Below are 20391 nucleotides of genomic sequence, written 5' to 3'. Positions count from 1 at the left end.
ATACATCCCTAAATATGTTTTATAAGTGAGTTGACAGCGTCTACTCACGGGTAAACGCTGTCACGACATCGCAAGGTCGATTAGAAATGGAAGCCTGCACCCACTGCGCCGCCAGCATTGCCTTGGGTATCTGCGGTGCCGTTGACTTTAATGACCCAGCGGCCATTGTCAGACACTTTAGACACACCAATTGCCACGGCACTTTGACCATTATAAGTGGCGATACCACCGCCGACCATCGACTTACCAGGGATGTAAGCTTGTGGCAGTGAAGACATTGCCATTGCTGCCGAAATACCCGCATTGGCATCATCTTCTACTTCATTGATTTTGTAACCGAGCTCATTGACGCTGTTACTGAGCTTCCCATCCAGCGCATTAAGCTGACCAAGGTTGACAGCATCATTGACTTCGATGCCATCAGCGACACCAGTGATTGTTTTATCACCGGCATTGATACCGCCTGTGGTCATGCTTGGACCATCTTTGATGGTGATACCATTATTGCTGACTGTGGTATTACCTGTGGTCACACTATCAGCCGTGACACTGTCCACACTGATATTGCCGTTTAAGTCAAACTTGATACCGTCACCAGTGGCAGAGGTGGTGATATTATTGCCGCCTTCAAACTTAAGCGCACTACTGTCACCAATAGGCTTGTTGATATTATCCCCAGTGTCTGCCCCAAAGCTAAGACCTGTATCGAGCCTGTCAGTATTGGCTTGGATATTATCAGCATTGACTTGGATGTCTTCGTTGGCCTGAGCATTACCTTGGTTAATAGAAGCAATAGCATCGCTAATGTTGCCTTTACCAGTCCCGCCGATATTATTAGCAGTTAGGTTGCCATTTGCATCATAAGTTGCATCACCACCGATAATACCCGCGACATCGCTACCAAGATTATGCAATTGACCACCATTGATGGCATCAGTACTACCTGCAGCGATAGAGCCGCCTTTGACATTGGTGATAGTGGTACCTGCTGCGCCGCCTAATGTAATGCTGCCTTTATTGACAGTATCATCTGGGTTTTTGTCGTATTGCACGGCAGCGTTACTGAGCGCTTCATTGCTATCACCCAACGCATCACTGACTGCTTTTAGCTGTGAGACGTTGACCGCATCGGAATCCGCCGTACCTGCGGCAACGCCAGTGACTTGACGATATACGTTATTAGCCGCATCACCCACAGCAACTGCGCCTGTAGTACTGGTTGTGGCAGCAATAGCAGCATTGCTAACGGCCCCAAACCCTGCGATACCCGCGCCCGTCATCGCTGCAGAGCCGGTACCCAATACTACCGAGCCTTCGACAGTTTGAGTCACATTATTACCGAAGACAAAGGTGTCATTACTATTAATTGTATTGTTATTACCCACTGAGTAACTGTTACTGCCATCAATAATACTTGGATCACCAAAGGCACCAGAGTTATCGCCATTAACAACGTTGCCGGTACCGATACTAATGGACTGATTACCTAACGCTTGCGCGCCATCACCAATAGCAATTGATGACTCACCTGTTACCTCTGACCCTTTACCTATAACGACAGAGTTTGTCGCATCGGCCGAGGCAAACGTGTCATGACCTAGGGCTACTGTGCTGTCAGCGCCGGCTTCGATAATGGCGTTGACACCGATGGCAGTAGAGTCAAGACCGCCTGCGCTTGAGTCATTGGTCACACCGTTAGCAATGTCGCCTTTGCTTTGACTACTAGCATTGGTATGCGCAAATTTTACGCCTTCCGTGTTCATTTTTTGCACCGTCTCACCGATGGTCAAGCGATCAGTGACTTCTTGGCCTTCTTTATTGTAGGTTAAGAATAAAGATTCTAAGTCATTGTTATTTACATTGTTGTTAACCACTTGATCTGCCAAATTTACCGTGACCTCATCACCGTTTTTATCAAAAACTTTGACCTTAGTAACACTATCAAGCTGACCTTTATTAACTGCATCAGAGGCGTTGATACCATTGGCAACGTTAGTAAGCGTCGTTCCACCACTAACGACGATGTCGTTATCATTGTCATCTTTACCGACAATAGCTGGTGTACCAGCGAAGCTGACTTGGTCGTAGTTTACTGTATCATCAGTATTACGATCATACTGAACCCCGCCTGCGGTAATATTGCCAGTAATAGCGTCTAACTGACCTTTATTCACTGCATCGCCAGCGTTTATGCCATCTTTTAGGTTGGTGATGGTAGAACCACCGGCATCAATGCCACTTGCAGTAATGCTTGGACCAGTTACATCACCTTGGGTGTCTGTAAAGCTGAGGCCGCCTTGATTAAAGATACTGCTGTTACCCGTTGCATCTGTAACAGTAAAGCCATCAGCGCCATAGTTGCTGGTGCTAGTGCCGTCAGTGACTTCAGTGCCAGCACTGGTGACAGCGGTGATATTGCTACCATCGGTGATGGTGACGCCGTCGTTGTTTAAGACACTGTTGCCTGTGGCGACGCTATCAAGAGCAAGGTCACGCTTGGTCTTCACTTCGTAGTCGGTCGAGCCATCAAGGTTGGTCGATTCCGTGACGACAATGTTCTCACCTTCGGTCACGGTGGTCTTGGCTTTGGTTGCCGCATCTTTAACGTTGGTAATAGCACCATCAATGGTGTTTGAACCCGTGCCGCCAATGTCAGTTGAGGTGATTAAGCCTTCGTTATTCACCGCATTGCCGCCAATGACGCTTGCTACTGAGTCGGCTGAGTCAAACAACTGGCCGCCGTTGATGGCGTCTTTGCTGTTTAAAGTGACACTGCCGTTATCAACATTGGTGATCTTTTTATTGCCTGCATTGATACCGGCGCTAGTTACGCTTGGACCGCCAGCAATGGCAAAGCCATCAGCGCCATAGTTGCTGGTGCTAGTGCCGTCAGTGACTTCAGTGCCAGCACTGGTGACAGCGGTGATATTGCTACCATCGGTGATGGTGACGCCGTCGTTGTTTAAGACACTGTTGCCTGTGGTGACGCTATCAAGAGCAAGGTTATCTTTGGTTTTAATAATAATATTACTACCGGAACCTGTATCAGTCCGAGTAATCTGAATATTTTTACCATCTACAAACTTAATAGTATCACTTGATTTGACCGCTGATGCTGTATCATCATTAGCTTGAACCTTAAAAGTTTGATTCGTTACTGTTTTTAGCTGCGCGACGTTTACTGCGTCAGAGTCATTAGTCCCTGCCGCCAATCCAGTCAATTGGCGAGTGATACCATTAGCACTATCTCCAAAAGCAACTGCGCCACGAGTAGACTGCCATACGTTTGACGTCTGATTCGTTGCACCACCTGTAGATGGATCAAAACCTTTAATACCTGAGTTGATATTTGCAACCGCTTTTGTACCAATAGCTACGCCACCATTAACGGTAGCTTTAGCACCAGCACCAATAGCGGTCGCGCCTTCTGCTGCACTCGATGCACTACCAATCGACGTTGCATTCGCACCTGATGAATTAGCTCCTGTCGCTGGAGTACTGCCTGAACCAATAGCAATGGAGTTTAAGCCGCTTGATTTTGAGTTGATCCCTAATGCCACAGAGCCTTTTTCAGAAGCGTTAGAAACAGCGCCTATTGCTAGGGCGCCTTCTCCTGAGGATTTGGCATTAACACCTAAAGCTACAGAGGCCGCGCCGCTGGCTTTTGATGTCATACCGATAGCACTTGAGAAGTTGCCAGATGCTACTGACTGCACTCCAAATGCTGAAGCACCTGCACCACTAGCCTCTGTATTGGGATACTGACCTGCAGTTAAAGTCCCTCCAGTAATAGCCGTATATTGTGCAGACTGTCCTGTATTATTAGCAATTTTGTCAACATCATCTCCACCCACTGCTACCGACGAATTGCCCGACGCTCGTACATTGGCACCTAAAGCAACAGATTGATCCCCCTTTGCTTGCGCGTCAAAACCGATAGCGACACTTTGACCACCTTGCGTCCCCGAGTCCACTTTGGTAGTCGCATTACCGCCTATAACAATAGCGTTTGAACCAGAAGCATCGCTACCGCAACCCACAGCAATATCACCATCAGAATAATCTGCTGCAGCGCTACTACTACAGGCTCTAGTATCTATTGACCTATTTCCCACATTTGCTACCACTTGCATACTAAACCCAGACGCTGCAATTCCTGCACAGATCGCCGTCAAGCGCAATAACTTCGCGCCCGAGCTGATCGCATCTGATACCGCAGCGCTTGAACTGACAGAGCCATTCGATGACTTACCACGGGCCTTGGCATATTCGGCAACTGCCGTAAAGCAGCCAAGTGAGCGATTCCAGACAACTTTATAATTGCGATTCATGACATAACTCCATTACTATCCCCTGAGAAAAGCTGTTTGTTTAAAAAAGACTAAATCCATAGTCTCGAATCATTAAACAATAGAAAAAAGATAGGTTTTATACAAAAAACTAAAATAGTTATAACTTCAACTACTAACTAAGATAACAGCTTTTACGTTTCACTTACCATACTAATATATATGCTCATATCGTCAATTCTACTCATACCATGAATACAACCTTTTGTCTGAATATAAAGCATAACCCTAGTCAAAACCCTGCATTTATACAAACGAAAACAATTTACTTTTAAATCGTCTACTATCAATTTATATTTTCCCACCCATAAAAAGCTGAATGGTTATTACTTAGGTAATAAGAACCATTTTTTTATTGAGCTGCTCGGATATCGTTACAATCAGTTCGTGTCAAGCAATATGAGGCAAGCGCATGTCAACATACGATTAGAATGGGCAGTCAGATACTGTATTGACGTTTTATAGAGAGTGATCTTGAAGCCTTATCTTTCTAAGAATATATACTTTTAAGTATCAGTACTTTAAAGAATACTGATACTTCGCTATCAACAAGTTAACTTTATATCCATAGCATCAAAAATTAAATATACGTATGATAAGAACTAAAACTCTTAGACTTAATTATATTCGAAATTATAAATACATATATAAATAAAAATAAATATATTTATGAAAACAATATATAGTCAACCCTAAATAAAACTAGTACGCAAGGACAATTAATGCAAGTAACACTGGACCTGTTTTAAAGTAGGGTATATATATATTACCTTTTATGAATATTCATACAACTAAGACCTCAACTCACGCCAATGCAGCCACAAACGCGTGTCTAATTCAAGCTGATGATACTCTGGCTCCATATGGCAGCATAATTGATAAAATGCTTTGTTGTGCTCATGCTCCTTAAAATGCGCCAACTCGTGCACGACGATCATGCGCAAAAACTCAGGCGGCGCCTCTTTAAATAAGCTGGCCACCGTGATGCTGTTGTGCGATTTAAGCTTACTACCTTGGATGCGAGACTGCGTGGTATGAACTCCCAGCGCCTGCTTGAGGACTTTTAATTTGCTGCTATAACTGACATTCGATAGCGGGCCGATTTTGCGCATAGACTGGTTTTTTATGTCATTTATATATTGATAAAGCGCCTTATCGCTTTGCACTTGGTGCCGATTGGGATATTTGCTTTCTAGATAATCGCCCAGCCTGCCCTCGCTGATGAGCCGTGCCGCTTGGCTTTGAATATGCTCAGAATAATGAGCGAGGTACTTGAGTGTGGTCACAGATTTGTCCTTTTATATAGGGTATGTCTTAGTCAAAATACTTTGAGTACACTATGGTACTGCTGGTATAGATATCATGTTTTACTGACTATACTTTACAACTTATTTCTATATATTTTACCTTATACCACCTATTGACCTATCGTCAGCTCATAAATAAACCCCATAAGCTAACTGTAACTTATGGGGTCATCTAAAAGACAATTTTGTCACGGTATCTAGCCAGTTAACATCTGGTTATTCAACATCTAGATAATTAACGCTCTAAATGTAGATACTGCAAATGGCGCTCATACTGATGCAAGATATCGACCAGCACTTGCTCTTTAGTATAGCCCACCAAGTCGTACTCTTGCGAGCCATCGCTTAAAAACACCTCAGCACGGTAGTAAAACTCAGCATGCTTGGTTGAGGTATTCAAGGTAAAATTCGGACGTTCAGCTTTGATGAGATTGACCTCATAAATAAAGTCATCTTCATCGCCATGACCGACGCGCAGCTTGATGCCATCTATCTGACCATTGTCATCGTCTAGACCTGCATCGAGATCGTCACCGATATTGGCCAGATTTCGCACATCCAATGACGTCTTTAGACCGCCAGCTCTTAGCTCTTTTTCGACATCACTCATGGCAGGTTTGACGATGTTTTGTAAAAACCGCTCGACTTGCGTATGGCTTGGAAAACTAACGATACGCTGCAGACGCGCTTTCCAGCTCTTACCACTATCGAGCACGTTCGCGGTGCCAACCGTACTGGCTTTACGCTTATTACCTTCTTCTTTTAGGCTGCGCCACATCGACATCATATAAAGCACCAAAATCAGCGAAAATGGCAAACCTGCGATGACAGACACCGACTGCAATGAGGCAAAGCCGCCGGCGAACAGCAGACCTAAAGTGATCAGACCGGTGGCTGCCGCCCAAAATAGGCGCAACCAGACCGGTGCATCGGTGTCATTGGTCATACCTTTTGAGCTGAGATTGGCCAGTACTAGCGCACCAGAATCTGCTGAAGTCACAAAGAAAATAAGCCCGATAACCACGCCAGCGAATGATAAAACATCACTAAAAGGGAAGTACTCAAACAAGGCAAACATACCCATCGCCGCGTCATTGATGGCGATTTCACCCAGCTCTGTCGCACCATTGGCCACCAAGTCTATCGCTGAGTTGCCAAAGATTGAGAACCAAGCAAAGATAAAGCCCAACGGAATAAACATCACACCAAAGACAAACTCACGCAAGGTACGGCCACGGCTAATACGCGCAATAAACAAGCCGACAAAGGGTGCCCAAGCAACCCACCATGCCCAGAAAAATATCGTCCAACCTGATTTCCAATCGGCACCAGCACTGCCGTCATAGGCATAGACGTCGAATGTTTTGAAAACGATGGTTTGGAAGTATTGACCGATACTTTGGGTAAAGGTGTTGAGCAAGTACACGGTATTGCCCATCACTAATATAGCAATCAATAGCAATATCGACGAGAGCATATTGAACTCAGACAGGCGGCGTACGCCCTTTTCTACACCGGTCATCGCTGAGATGGCGGCAGCTAAGACCACGCCCAAGATGATCAGGCTCTGCACCATCTTGCTCGACTCGATACCGAAGACATGTGTCAAACCTGCGTTGGCCTGCAACACGCCGATGCCTAAGCTGGTGGCAATCCCCATCAAGGTACAGACCACGCCAAAGGTATCAATGCCATCACCCAGCCAGCCTTTGACTAGGCGCTCGCCAAAGATAGGCGTCAGCGGTGAGCGTAGCGCCAGCGGCATGTTTTTGCGATAGGCAAAGTACGCTAGCGCCATACCTATAAGCGCATAAATACCCCAGCCATGCAGACCCCAATGTAAAAAAGTCTGAGATAACGCTTGGCGCATCGCTTCTGCACTGGCGGGCTCTAGCCCCGTATGCGGGGTGAGATAATGCATCAACGGCTCAGAGGCACCAAAAAATAATAAATCGATACCAATACCGGCCGAAAACAGCATCGCCGCCCACGCCAAAAAGGGAAACTGGGCTTTTTCGTGGTCCTGCCCCAGCTTGATATCGCCGTATTTTGAAAAGCCTACAAATAATGCAAAAATACTATAAGCAGCCACCACCAGCATGTAATACCAGCCAAAGCTCTCTGATACCCACGCCATGCTCGCGCTTAATAATGCCTCACTATAATCTGGCAAGGCAATCGTCCAAATAATCAATAAAATAGAAATAATCGCCGAGCCTAAAAAAACCGCTTTATTTAGACTCAAGGGTTTCGTCGCATCTTCTGATGGCGAGCTGTACATAAAAGACCTCAATAGGTAAATGAAACAGGATCTGATAGTGCTTTGTCCGTCATAACATAGTGGAGAATTACCACGTTATCTATATAAGCGCAGGATGCACAAAGCAGTACCAATCAATAAAAATTCGCTAAACAGTCCGCAGACCCCTTAGCACCATCGTTAAAAAAACAATGAAAATATAGCCAGCACAAAATAAAGCCGATATGCTCATTTGTGTGCGGTAGTGACTGATGATGTCAGTGCTCACAAGAGTACCAGCAAACCTGCACTGATAAAAAAGACCTTTACGTTGAAAGGCCTTTTATTTGAAATTGACGTTATATTATCCTTATATCGTGCCTACTGGCTGGCACGTTTATTTATACAGTCGTATGATAAGCACGCATCGGCTCAGCTCTGAGCGGTGCGCCATTGGCGACATAATAGTCCGCCGTCGAGCGTGGTAATTGCTTGCCGCGCATCTTATCGACGATTTTTTCGGCCAGCATAATGGTGGTGGCGTTTAAGTTACCACTGATGATATTTGGCATAATCGACGCATCGACCACACGCAGACCATCGATACCGTGTACCAGCCCTTCACCATTGACCACCGAATCATTGCCCTCACCCATCGCACAGGTGCACGACGGATGATAAGCGGTCTCACTATGGTTGCGGACATACTCATCTAGCTGCGCATCGGTCACCAGATCATCGGTCGGCGCAATGGCGCGGCCGCGATATGGGTCAAGCGCTGGCTGATGCATGATCTCACGAGTGATACGCATCGCCGCGCGAAACTCTTGCCAGTCTTGCTCATGCGACATATAGTTAAACAAAATGCTTGGATGCGCATTGGGATCTCTTGAAGTGAGCTTGACGCGGCCACGGCTCGGCGAGCGCAATGAGCCCACGTGCGCTTGGAAGCTATGCGATTTCACCGCACTACGGCCATCGTAACGCACCGCTAATGGCAAGAAGTGATACTGGATATTGGGGTGAGTAAACTTCTCATCGGTACGGATAAAGCCGCCTCCCTCAAACTGATTGGACGCGCCAAGACCAGTACCATTAAACAACCACTCAGCACCAATCGCAGGCTTATTCCACCATTTATTGGCAGGGGCAATCGACACGGGTAGCTTACATTCGTACTGCATATACAGCTCTAGATGGTCTTGTAGGTTGTTACCGACGCCTGGCAACTCTAAAACCTCATTAATACCCAAGTCTTTGAGCCACTGACCAGGGCCAATACCAGAGCGCTGCAATAATTGCGGCGAAGCGATAGCACCCGATGAGACGATCACTTCACGAGCGGCATAGAATTTTTTGCTTTGACCTTGATGCTCAACTTTAACGCCGACCGCGCGCTTACCATCGAATAAAATCACATCGGTCAAGGCACCGGTCAAAATGGTGATATTGCTACGTGGTTTGGCACGGTCGAGATACCCACGTGCCGTTGATGCGCGGCGACCATTAGGCGTGACAAAACGATCCATTGGCCCGAAGCCTTCTTGCTGATAGCCGTTTAAATCCTCTGTACGCGGATAGCCTGCCTGCACGCCCGCTTCAATCATCGCTTCAAACAGCGGATTGACCCCAGGTTTTGAGGTGGTCATTTCTACCGGACCACCGACGCCATGATAGTCGTTTTCGCCTGCGTCGCGGTTTTCTGACTTTTTAAAGTACGGCAAGCAGTCGAGATACGTCCAGTCTTCTAACCCCTTGATTTTGGCCCAGTCGTCAAAATCGAGCGCATTACCACGGATATAGCACATGCCATTGATGAGGGATGAGCCGCCCAGCCCTTTACCGCGGCCACAGTCCATGACGCGGTTATTCATATATGGCTCAGGATCGGTTTTGTAGCCCCAGTTATAAGTAGTGCCTTGTAGCGGCATCGCGAGCGCCGCTGGCATCTGCGTGCGAAAGTCTAGTCGATAATCAGGTCGACCAGCTTCTAATAGCAACACCTTAATGTTGGCATCTTCGGTCAAGCGCGTGGCCAGCACGTTTCCGGCTGAGCCTGCACCGACAATGATGTAGTCATATTCAGGTGTGGTTGATGTCATAAAACGCTCCATAATAGTAAAAATACGTCATGTCATCAGTAAGCTCACGTCATGCCGGCGTATTTACCGACATGACGTGCTTACTAACGACAGCTTTCTTTGTATCTTAAAATAGGTAGTTAAAACAGGTGGTTAAAACAGATAGTTAAAAAACAGGCAGTTAATAAACCATTAAAATACCGATTCAAACTCACCTAGCTCTACTTGGATAGATTTGGTCTGCGTATAATGTTCAAGGGCTTCGATGCCATTTTCGCGGCCGATACCTGAATGCTTATAACCACCAACTGGCATTTGCGCAGGCGACTCGCCCCAGGTATTTAACCAGCAGATACCCGCCTCAATCTGTCCGATGACGCGATGCGCGCGGGTTAGATCTTTGGTTACCACCCCTGCCGCCAAGCCGTACTCGGTATCATTGGCACGGCGAATCACTTCTTCTTCGCTCTCATAAGTCAATATCGACATCACTGGGCCAAAGATTTCCTCACGCACGATAGTCATATCATCGGTGCAATCGGTAAACACCGTTGGCGCAACAAAGGCACCGTCGGCCAGCTTATCTGTGGTCACTCGCTCACCGCCCGCTAATAAACGCGCGCCGCCCTCTTTACCTTGTTCGATATAACCGAGCACTCGCTCCATATGCGGGAAGCTCACTAGCGGCCCCATATTGATATCTTCATCCATCGGATCACCGAGCTTGATACGTTTAACCCGCGTCAAAATCGCTTCTTCAAACTTGGCTTGTAGCGCTTTTGGTATAAATACACGCGTGCCATTGGTACAGACCTGACCGGTGCTATAGAAGTTCGCCATCATGGCGATATCCGCTGCCATATCGATATCGGCATCCTCAAAGATAATCAATGGCGACTTACCGCCCAGCTCTAAGGTTACGTCTTTGAGCGACGATGATGCCGCACTTGCCATAACTTTTTTGCCCGTTGGCACCCCGCCTGTAAACGAGACTTTGGCGATATCGGGATGCTCAGTTAATGCTTGACCTACTTTATAATCCCCTTGTACGACGTTAAATACGCCATCTGGCATGCCCGCCTCAGTAAAGATCTCTGCCAGTTTTAGCGCCGTTAATGGCGTGACTTCTGAAGGTTTAAAAATCATCGCGTTACCAGCGGCCAACGCTGGCGCAGCCTTCCACATGGCGATCTGAATCGGATAGTTCCATGCGCCGATACCAGCGACGACGCCGAGTGGCTCACGGCGCGTATAGACAAAACTGCTATCACGTAGCGGAATCTGACGGCCCTCAATCATTGGCGCAAGCCCAGCGTAGTATTCAACGACATCGGCACCAGTGACGATATCGACATACTTAGTCTCAGAGTAGGCTTTACCGGTGTCCTTGGTTTCAAGCAATGCCAGTACGTCATTGCGCTCACGCAATATTTCTACTGCCTTTGACAAAATACGGCCGCGCTCAACTGCGGTCATCGCTGCCCATAGTTTTTGCCCTTGTTGCGCGGCTTCTACCGCTTCATCTATTTGCTCAGTTGTGGTCTGCTGAATGGTCGCCAGCACCTCACCCGTCGCTGGATTAATATCTTCAAAAGTCGTTAAAGAGTCATCGACAGCCAGATAGCGGCCGTTAATATAGGCGGTCTGCGTTTGTGTTAAGTCGATAATATCTTTTAAGCTACTTGGATTTGTAGTAGTTGTCATAAGTTCTCCTTAGGGCGACTAAAGCTTTATAAAAAAGCGTTCAGTAAATCATGCCGTCATGGGTTAAAGGTTAAATTTCTTGTGTGCGTGTTATTGACCAAAGCTGTTTATCAAGTTATTGGTCAAAGTCATTTATCAAAGCTGTTTATCAAGGTTATTGATCAAAGTCTTGCTGCGTCATATTTATCAAGCGCTCACGTATTGAGGCCTTGTCCGAGATATCGATACCCGAAAAGTCAGAGAGCCAAATACCATCGGCGACCAGACGTACCATACATAGCGTTTCAGTATTATCGGTAGCGGCATGTTTTTTTAGCTGCTCATTTGACCACTCAGCCCAGCGTTCGCGTAGCATCCGGTCTCCTAGCATCAACACATACAAGGTCGCTTGGCTATTAAACTCTGCCTGCCCTTTTTCGCCCAAGCTAATAGTGGCATCGATATAAGCACGGGTAAACGAGCCGTAGCTGACCGGATCTTTTGCCATGGCGGCATTGACTTCTGCCTCAAACTTGGCCATCGCATCATAAAATACCTCTAAGATAAGCGCGTCCTTGGTAGCAAAGTGATGCATCACTCCGCCTTTGGTCACGCCGACGGCATCTGCCACCGCTTGAAAGGTCACTTTAGACAAGCCCTGCTCTAGCGTGATACGCGCTGCTTGATCGAGCAGCGCCCGCCGCACCAGCTCTGGCTGTTTTTTACGTTTATGCGCGTTTTGTGTTTCCATTTTTGTGTCCATGTTCATTTTTACCTACCTGTCAGTGCACCACCGAGTTTGACAATACGTTCATAACCACCACGCCGCCGACTATCATTGCAATGCCAATCACCGCGGCGGTATCGAGACTTTGCTTAAAAAAGAACACCCCGACCAGTGAGGTCAGTACGATACCTAGACCGCCCCACAGCGCATAGGCGATGCCAAGTGGTATGGTCTTGATGGTCTGGGTCAATAAATAAAACGAGATGGCATAAAGCACGCCCATAATCAAGGTCGGCACCAAACGGGTAAATTGCTCTGACTTGACCAAAAAGGTCGTGCCCACCACTTCACAAATGATAGCGATGGCGAGATAACCGTAAGCAATGATGGTAGGACTCATAGCTAAAACACCTGTGTTAAATCCAGCGTACACGCTTGATTGAGTGAAATGGATAAGCAATAAATAATAGAATGTAGCCCCCAAAGAAACCACACGGTCGGTATTTTATAGAAATAATCCAGCAATGTGAAGGGCAGCCCAGCAGTTTTTTTTGTTTCAAGCGATGTACAGATTGCTTTTATATTCAAAAAGATAGCCAAGTTGTCTAATCAAATTACCCGCAAAGGCTTGATAACCAACGCTGACAGCAGATTACTTAAACCATAAATAAAAGTAGCGTATCGCTGATATTTTTTTGTTGCACGCCGTAGGTAGATGAAGAATTTAACAAAAAAAACATGCTATCAAGCCTACCTATACCCAGACCTATCCGCCCTAACACGCCATTTCATAAACACCTCATTCTGAGGTACGCTTATGACATATTAGGATCATTTTTATCACTAAAATGCGCCAAGGAATGAGAGCTGGCAGTCAAATTTCACAACGACCAAAGAATATTTGCAAATAATGTCAAAATAAGGTTGACAGCCTATAACGACTTGGCTAAAATGTGCCCCACATAACGCAGACAGCAATTACTTTTAGCTTGTCATATTTACCGTTATAACAGCTTATTCTCCAATAGCTCAGTTGGTAGAGCAACGGACTGTTAATCCGTGTGTCCCTGGTTCGAGCCCAGGTTGGAGAGCCATATACGAAAAACCTTCATCATTATTTGATGAAGGTTTTTTTATGGCCGTCATTTTTGGCTCAGACAATTCTCTTATTAAATCAGTTATATAAATACCGCTGCGGTGTTCATTTGGCCGATTTTGTTGTATGGTAAGAGTAGTTTGCTTGGGTTCGTTTTGTCTGAATATTTTACTCCTACTCACTAGAAATAATGGTTTATTATGATACCTGTACGTGTAAAAAATAAGTTTTCTGACCATCCGCAAAAAATCATGCGCCCGGTCAGTATTCGGCTGTCTGAAGAGATGATCGCATTATTAGAGACCACCTCAAAAGAGCTGGGCTTTAAGCGTATTCAAGGGCTGATTCGCCTATACATTCGTCAAGGGCTTGATCGTGATCATCAGGATTACACCTTAGCGCATGATGAAGTGTTTATCGAGTCTCTGCGCAAGCGCGGCGTCAGTCAACACATCATCGATGAGGCCATCGTGGTGACTCACAATAACAACATCTCCCGCCCCCTATCCGAGCTACAAAACGAAGATTAGCAGAGATGATTAAGAAAGCCGATTCGATATACTGCTGACTATATAGACAGCAATATATAATCGACGACAATATGTAAGCGACGATACATAAGCGACAGTATAAAAAACCGCTTTCTTAATGATGAACTGTGTAGATAGGCTGCGTACCAAAAGACTGAGCTTGCCCATTCATGGCGCTCAGTCTTTTTTGTGCGCCAAATGATAGTTGTCGCCCGCACACAGTCTTTAGCCATAATCCAACACAACACCCAAAAAAACAAGCTATATTAAAACCAGCCCTACTCATAAAAAAAGCCGATGACAATCACCGTCGTTGGTGCAAAACAAACTGACACGGAGGTGTACGATGGGAGGTTTATACCCGCGTTTTAACCAAGCATTATTGTTAACGATGGCATTGGCATTATTACCTGCTCTCTCTGCGTGCTCACAGCCGCAGGCAGATCCTAGCAAAAAGACCATTCCGACCAACTCTGATCAGTGGCAAAAAAAACTCGGCGATACTTTTGAGCAACTGCCTAAGACCGATCAGCAGCTGCTCAGTCGCTATATGCTACGCATGAAGCTCAGCGGCGCCTATGAGTCTGGTGCGATGCCGCGTATTACGATCAAACAAGCCTTGATACAACAGCGTGAATATGAGCGCTTGCATCCCAATAATCCCACAGGCAAGAAAAGCCCCATCATAAAAAGTCAGCAAGTGGCCAGAGCCAATGCGCAACACTACCCTGTGGCGCTCTTGCCAGTCAAAAGTAGTGACAGCGACAGCTTAAACCAAGTAAAGCTCCAGTTTATGCTATCCAACCACGGCGAAGTCGCCATCGATAGCTTTAAGGGTACATTGATGATGAAAGACATCGCTTTGACCCAAGGCAAGCGCTTTAATGTCCCGTTGACTGTGTTTGAGCCTGCTATCAAACCTGAGCAATCTGGCAAAATTATCATCGAGAGTAGCATTGAGGACATCAATGTCATGCGTGCTATCAGAAACACCAGAGACATGACTATTGAGATTAGCGAAGGGACGTTGACACTAGCAGATGGTCAACGCGTTGAGTTTGACGAGTCTTTAGTCAAATAAAACGCCACTAGGTAAGAGACTGGCAAAAAAGTAATAAGCACTCTCTTGTCATTATTTAAGTGATAAACCGCGCTGATACACGCCCATAAAAAAACCCCAATCATTTCTGATTGGGGCTTTTCGAATCTGGCGGAGACGGAGAGATTCGAACTCTCGAAGGGCTATGAACCCTTGCCGGTTTTCAAGACCGGTGCATTCAACCGCTCTGCCACGTCTCCGTTGGTGCATCATTATATAGATATCATTTCATAATGCAAGCAGATAATCTAAAAAAATTAAATTAATTTTTCGATGGGTACAAATCACGAATTTAATGACCGCTGGAGGCCAAGTGCAAACACATATCAAGCAGTCTATTGGCATAGCCCCACTCGTTGTCGTACCAAGCAAAAACCTTGTACTGCGTACCGACCTGCATTAGCTGCTGACCGTCAATAATAAGCGACTCGGTCTGATGGATAAAGTCGCTGGAGACCAGTGGCTCATCAGTGTAGGCCATGATATCACGCAAATGACCGTCGCTGGCGGCTGTCAGCACATCACGAATCGCCTCAGTGCTGACAGGCTGGGTGTCAAAGACAAAGGTCACATCAATCGCTGCAACGGTGATGGTAGGTACACGGATAGAGTGACCATTGACCTTGCCGACCATCGCTGGTAATACACGCTCGGTCGCAGCGATACTGCTCGAGGTCGTAGGTATGATGTTATGACCTGAGGCACGGGCACGTCTTGGATCTCGGTGCGCTTGATCAAGCACAGTCTGGTCAGCGGTGACTGCATGAATCTCTGTCATCATCGCGGAGGTGACGCCAAAGGCCCTATCAAGGGTATCGATCAGCGGTACCAGCGCTTGGGTGGTACATGAGACGCTCGAGATAATCGGTAGCGCCCGCGTCAAGGTATCACTGTTGACGCCCATCACGATACAGGCATCGACATCATCGAAAGGCGCTGCACCAATGATGACCTGCTGCGCACCTGCCTCGATATGCAGATGCGCCTGCTCATAAGAGCGAAAGTGCCCCGTACACTCCAGTACCACATCGACCCCCAACGCTTGCCATGGCAGGCTCTTAGGATCCGGCTCTGAGAGCATATTGATACAGTAAGTCAGACTGTTTTTGGTCAGGCACAGCTGGGTTTTATTATCATCCGTACTGGCTACCACCAGCTCAGCTGCCACGCCCAGCTGACTTAAGCGGCCATGCGCACTATCAAACTTTAATAAATGCAATAAAATATCAGCAGGTGCCAAGTCATTAATTGCCACCACATGAATCGCACGACCCAAGACCTCAAAACGTTCTAATAAGGCGCGCAGTACATTACGCCCGATACGGCCAAAACCATTAATCGCCACTCGTAATGGCTGGGTATGCTCGCCTGTATAAGACATCGCGGCGACGGCTGGATCAGAGGTCAGTTGATAAGTGGCGCTAGAAAAATCAGGCATAAAAACATATCGCTATAAAGATAAAAAACACGGCAAATCACTGAGACGATATCACATCATCGCCCAGCCCTATGGGGTAATAAAAATCAAGGCCAGACGAATGGTGTTGTAATCGATACGCTGCTTGAGATGCTCAAAGATTGGGCGCAGCTTAACACTGCCATCATCATTAAAGTCATTGGGATTGTTGGCGACTTTGATCGCGATATAAGCGGTACCTACTGCCGTCATCACCTCATCATCTGGGCGCAGATGATCACAGGCTAAGCTTGGGTCCTGCGCTTTTAACTCTGCAATATGGCGCATGATGGTAGATTGCGACAGCTGCCGCGCTTGTGATATCTCAGCGATAGACAAACTCTCTTCGAGGAGCGTTTTGGTTGCCAACAAGGTACTTTGGGACTTATCAGCGACTTGGTTGCGGCGTTTTTGTTTTTTGTCAATCTTTGCTTGCTGCTGCTCACGGCGCTTTTTTTGTAGCGCCGCATAAGCATCAATCACTGATTGATTCAGCGTACCGCCCGATTTTAAGATAAACTTGTCATGCGCCTGTGTCAGACTCTCTTCATTGAGCATGGCATAGTTGGCATCCGCTTCTTCGGAGAGCGCCAAAAACCGCTTGTCCGCCCCGCGCGCGAGTGGATCTAACTGCAGACTCATCTCATTCATACCAAGTAGCTGCAGCCCTGCTAGCGACTTGAGGCGTGAGAGCGCTACATAGCCTTGACCCAGCTCAAAAGTGCGCGACAGATCAATCTCTGCGGCCTCTAGAGTCATGCCTTGCGACTTGTGAATGGTGATTGCCCAAGCCAGACAAAGCGGCACTTGGCTGTAGCTTGCCAGCACCTCCCCTGTTTCATCTTCGATGATCCACTCTTCTGTCTCAGCGACGACCTCACGGCCTGAGTTTAACCGCACCACAGGCATTTTTTGCGTGGTGGACTTTTTGGTTTTTGCCGTCTGCTTGTCTGACGTATCTGTCTTTTTGGCCGTCTCTGCGTCATCGTCTGCATCGACTTCTTCAATTAAGGCTTCGCTATTGCCTTTACCATCGTCTATCTTGACAGCGGCAAAGCCAACCAGCTCCCCCATGGTGCCATTCGAGACGCCAAGCTCGGTGTTATTTTTGATAAACATCACCTTAGCGCCGACTTTGAGCGTCAGCTCATCTTGGGTACGCACGGTCTTTTTGAGAGTGTCAACCAGCTTACTATCGCCCGTCGAGGTCGCCTCAAAACGCATCATCTCACCATCTAAGGCGGCCAACTCTTTGTCGTTGATTTTATTGACGTTGAGATTGTGAGTATACAGTCGGGTGCGCTTGATATCGACGTCTTGATCATAGGTCGCCTCTAGTGCCGCAATCGCCTCAAAGGTGACTTCCTGACGGCGAATTTGGTTGAGAATGTCATCCAAATCCAGTCCGCCATTGGCCGCCTCGCTCACTTGACGATGCTGCTCAGACAGATAGCAAATATGAAACTTGGCATCGAGCCATGCCTCAGACATAAAGGCAAACTTTTCACGGTTACTCTCGCCGCGACTGCCAATCGGTGGCAGCTGAAAAAAGTCGCCGGCAACAACCACTTGGATACCACCAAAAGCACTGTCGTTTTTGCGCACGTGTTTGAGCACTTGATTGACTAAGTTTAGCTGCTTGGCATGCAGCATCGATATCTCATCGATGATAAGTACCGCTGTCTCTTTTAGGCGATCTGCCAAAAACTGCTTGCGCGATAAATTACTCAAATCGCGCTCCGTCAGCTCATCTTTGATGCCTATTCCTGACCAGCTATGAATGGTGGTGCCGCTCATGTGCGTCGCTGCAATGCCTGTACTGGCCGTGACCGCCACTGGCACACGGCGCGCGCGCAAATAATCAATATATTGGTTAAGAGTATAAGTCTTACCCGACCCTGCCGATCCAGTCAAAAAAACGTTTTGACCTGTTTTTAAAATATTAAGAGCAGAAGATTGACGCATATATCCAAACCAATAAGTAATAAAAGAAAATAGGAAGTAAAAACACCGCATGGCATCGCAACTAAGTGTACGGCACTGCCATTTAATTATAACAGTTGCACTCACTTTACAAAGCACTTTAACAGGCGCTAATCGCATAACATAAAGTTATGTGATACAAATTATATCATTATAAAAAGTCATTATCTCTCAACGCCAAAGCTCAGTACGATAGAGTCATAACTTGGTCAGGAAGGCCAAATATTTATGTTTCAACCATCATAATACCCAACAAGGAGTCGTTCATGTTATACGCCTATCCCAATACTGAAAACAGCCCCGTCCAATTCCGCAAAAAATACGACAACTTCATCAATGGTGAGTGGGTGGCCCCCATCGATGGTGAATACTTTGACAACCCAAGCCCCATCGATGGCAAAATTATCTGCCAAGTGGCCCGCTCAAAAGAAGCCGATATAGAAAAAGCACTCGATGCCGCGCATGCCGCCAAAGACGCTTGGGGCAAAACCAGTGTCGCTGAACGCGCCAACCTGCTCCTCAAAATCGCAGACAAGATGGAAGCCAACCTCGAAGCCATCGCTATCGCCGAATGCTACGAAAACGGTAAGCCTGTGCGTGAGACTTTGATGGCAGATATCCCGCTGGCTATCGATCAGTTTCGCTACTTTGCCAGTGCCATTCGCGCCCAAGAGGGCGGCATCAGCCAGATCGATGAAGACACCGTTGCTTATCATTTCCATGAGCCACTAGGCGTGGTCGGACAGATCATCCCATGGAACTTTCCTATCCTGATGGCAGTGTGGAAAATCGCCCCCGCCCTCGCTGCTGGTAACTGTATCGTCATGAAGCCAGCTGAGCAAACGCCAGCGTCCGTGCTATTTATGCTAGAGACCATCGGTATCGCTGACATCTTGCCAAAGGGCGTACTAAACATCGTCAATGGCTTTGGCGTTGAAGCTGGTAAACCACTGGCCTCTAACCCGCGCATCAATAAAGTCGCCTTTACTGGTGAGACCACAACCGGCCGCCTCATCATGCAGTACGCCAGTGAAAACATCATTCCTGTGACGCTAGAGCTGGGCGGTAAAAGCCCCAACATCTTCTTTGCCGATGTGATGGATGAAGACGATGACTTCTTGGACAAAGCGGTCGAAGGTCTGGTCATGTTTGCCCTCAACCAAGGCGAGGTCTGTACGTGTCCGTCACGCGCACTGGTGCATGAGAGTATCTATGATGAATTTATGCAACGCTGTATCGAGCGCGTCAAGGCCATCAAGATGGGCAACCCGCTAGATACTGATACCATGATTGGCGCGCAAGCCAGCTCAGACCAATTAGAAAAAATCCTCTCTTATCTGGATATCGGTAAGCAAGAAGGCGCAAAGGTATTGGTCGGCGGCGAACAAGCCAAACATGATGGCGCGCTGGGCGATGGTCATTATGTACAGCCAACCATCTTTGAGGGCACCAATGACATGCGCGTGTTCCAAGAAGAAATCTTTGGGCCTGTGCTTGCCGTCACAAAGTTTAAAGACGACGACGAAGCCATGAAAATCGCTAACGATACCTTATATGGTCTAGGCGCTGGCGTCTGGACTCGTAGTGTACATAAGGCGTATCGCTTTGGCCATGGTATCCAAGCGGGCCGCGTCTGGACCAACTGCTATCACATTTATCCATCACATGCGGCCTTCGGTGGCTACAAGCAATCAGGTATCGGCCGCGAAAACCATCTAATGATGCTCGACCATTATCAGCAAACCAAGAACATGCTGGTCTCTTATAGTCACAAAAAGATGGGCTTCTTTTAAACCTGTCTGTCATGCACTTTATGGCAGCCGCCATAAAGTAATGAGTTG

General features: G+C 47.0%; 11 protein-coding genes, 2 tRNA genes and 3 pseudogenes. 4 read left to right on the top strand and 12 right to left on the bottom strand.

Going from position 1 to position 20391, the window contains the following annotated elements:
• Positions 1-80: 80 nt before the first annotated feature.
• The 9 genes and pseudogenes from R0I52_RS09030 to R0I52_RS05450 form a co-directional block, all read right to left on the bottom strand.
• Positions 81-428 (bottom strand): annotated as a pseudogene (locus R0I52_RS09030) (YadA family autotransporter adhesin); the annotation flags it as partial.
• Positions 429-857: 429 nt separating this feature from the next.
• Positions 858-2204: pseudogene (locus R0I52_RS09025) on the bottom strand (hypothetical protein); the annotation flags it as partial.
• 483 nt (positions 2205-2687) lie between these two features.
• Positions 2688-4331: pseudogene (locus tag R0I52_RS09020) on the bottom strand (ESPR-type extended signal peptide-containing protein); the annotation flags it as partial.
• 809 nt (positions 4332-5140) lie between these two features.
• The gene (locus tag R0I52_RS05475; protein WP_317053496.1) at positions 5141-5635 is read right to left on the bottom strand and encodes a M48 family metallopeptidase; all 495 of its coding nucleotides are present in this window, start codon (positions 5633-5635) and stop codon (positions 5141-5143) included.
• 256 nt (positions 5636-5891) lie between these two features.
• Positions 5892-7937 (bottom strand): choline BCCT transporter BetT, encoded by a 2046-nt coding sequence (gene betT / locus R0I52_RS05470; protein ID WP_317053495.1) that lies wholly within the window; start codon positions 7935-7937, stop codon positions 5892-5894.
• A 359-nt stretch (positions 7938-8296) separates the two neighbouring features.
• On the bottom strand, positions 8297-9997 hold the full coding sequence (gene betA / locus R0I52_RS05465) for a choline dehydrogenase (RefSeq protein WP_317053494.1): 1701 nt from the start codon (positions 9995-9997) through the stop codon (positions 8297-8299).
• A gap of 171 nt (positions 9998-10168) precedes the next feature.
• Complete coding sequence (gene betB / locus R0I52_RS05460; protein ID WP_317053493.1) at positions 10169-11680, bottom strand: betaine-aldehyde dehydrogenase; 1512 nt, start codon at positions 11678-11680, stop codon at positions 10169-10171.
• A 154-nt stretch (positions 11681-11834) separates the two neighbouring features.
• A complete protein-coding gene (locus R0I52_RS05455; RefSeq protein ID WP_317053492.1) occupies positions 11835-12410 on the bottom strand; it encodes a TetR/AcrR family transcriptional regulator in 576 nt (191 codons plus the stop codon).
• Positions 12411-12441: 31 nt separating this feature from the next.
• Positions 12442-12786: a DMT family transporter gene (locus R0I52_RS05450; protein WP_075100608.1), complete on the bottom strand. Its 345-nt coding sequence runs from the start codon at positions 12784-12786 to the stop codon at positions 12442-12444.
• A 618-nt stretch (positions 12787-13404) separates the two neighbouring features.
• On the opposite strand from R0I52_RS05450, the gene R0I52_RS05445 reads away from it, so the two are divergent.
• The 3 genes from R0I52_RS05445 to R0I52_RS05435 all read left to right on the top strand — a co-directional run bounded on the left by R0I52_RS05445 (position 13405) and on the right by R0I52_RS05435 (position 15093).
• A tRNA-Asn gene (locus R0I52_RS05445) sits at positions 13405-13480 on the top strand.
• Between the two features lie 202 nt (positions 13481-13682).
• The gene (locus tag R0I52_RS05440) at positions 13683-14012 is read left to right on the top strand and encodes a CopG family transcriptional regulator (protein ID WP_317053491.1); all 330 of its coding nucleotides are present in this window, start codon (positions 13683-13685) and stop codon (positions 14010-14012) included.
• 346 nt (positions 14013-14358) lie between these two features.
• Entirely contained in the window at positions 14359-15093 is a 735-nt protein-coding gene (locus tag R0I52_RS05435) for a hypothetical protein (protein ID WP_317053490.1), read from the top strand.
• Positions 15094-15220: 127 nt separating this feature from the next.
• Here the strand turns inward: R0I52_RS05435 and R0I52_RS05430 are convergent.
• From R0I52_RS05430 to R0I52_RS05420, 3 genes are all read right to left on the bottom strand, one after another.
• Positions 15221-15311: transfer RNA gene (locus R0I52_RS05430), tRNA-Ser, on the bottom strand.
• A gap of 92 nt (positions 15312-15403) precedes the next feature.
• Positions 15404-16492 carry a type I glyceraldehyde-3-phosphate dehydrogenase gene (locus tag R0I52_RS05425; protein WP_317053779.1) on the bottom strand — a complete coding sequence of 363 codons (1089 nt, stop codon included), beginning with the start codon at positions 16490-16492 and terminating at the stop codon, positions 15404-15406.
• A gap of 126 nt (positions 16493-16618) precedes the next feature.
• Positions 16619-18532: an AAA family ATPase gene (locus R0I52_RS05420; protein ID WP_317053489.1), complete on the bottom strand. Its 1914-nt coding sequence runs from the start codon at positions 18530-18532 to the stop codon at positions 16619-16621.
• Between the two features lie 284 nt (positions 18533-18816).
• On the opposite strand from R0I52_RS05420, the gene R0I52_RS05415 reads away from it, so the two are divergent.
• Entirely contained in the window at positions 18817-20343 is a 1527-nt protein-coding gene (locus R0I52_RS05415; protein WP_317053488.1) for an aldehyde dehydrogenase family protein, read from the top strand.
• The last annotated feature ends 48 nt before the right edge of the window (positions 20344-20391 follow it).

Origin of the sequence: Psychrobacter sp. CAM01, assembly GCF_032842965.1 — a bacterium.
Taxonomy (GTDB): Bacteria; Pseudomonadota; Gammaproteobacteria; order Pseudomonadales; family Moraxellaceae; genus Psychrobacter; species Psychrobacter celer.
This window is presented reverse-complemented; position numbering and strand designations above follow the sequence as displayed.

Excerpts from the sequence above, each read along its gene's own strand:
- betT (WP_317053495.1), bottom strand. The coding sequence starts at position 7,937 with ATGTACAGCTCGCCATCAGAAGATGCGACGAAACCCTTGAGTCTAAAT.
- R0I52_RS05415 (WP_317053488.1), top strand. The coding sequence starts at position 18,817 with ATGTTATACGCCTATCCCAATACTGAAAACAGCCCCGTCCAATTCCGC.
- R0I52_RS05425 (WP_317053779.1), bottom strand. The coding sequence starts at position 16,492 with ATGTCTTATACAGGCGAGCATACCCAGCCATTACGAGTGGCGATTAAT.
- R0I52_RS05455 (WP_317053492.1), bottom strand. The coding sequence starts at position 12,410 with ATGGAAACACAAAACGCGCATAAACGTAAAAAACAGCCAGAGCTGGTG.
- betB (WP_317053493.1), bottom strand. The coding sequence starts at position 11,680 with ATGACAACTACTACAAATCCAAGTAGCTTAAAAGATATTATCGACTTA.
- R0I52_RS05450 (WP_075100608.1), bottom strand. The coding sequence starts at position 12,786 with ATGAGTCCTACCATCATTGCTTACGGTTATCTCGCCATCGCTATCATT.
- R0I52_RS05420 (WP_317053489.1), bottom strand. The coding sequence starts at position 18,532 with ATGCGTCAATCTTCTGCTCTTAATATTTTAAAAACAGGTCAAAACGTT.
- betA (WP_317053494.1), bottom strand. The coding sequence starts at position 9,997 with ATGACATCAACCACACCTGAATATGACTACATCATTGTCGGTGCAGGC.
- R0I52_RS05440 (WP_317053491.1), top strand. The coding sequence starts at position 13,683 with ATGATACCTGTACGTGTAAAAAATAAGTTTTCTGACCATCCGCAAAAA.
- R0I52_RS05435 (WP_317053490.1), top strand. The coding sequence starts at position 14,359 with ATGGGAGGTTTATACCCGCGTTTTAACCAAGCATTATTGTTAACGATG.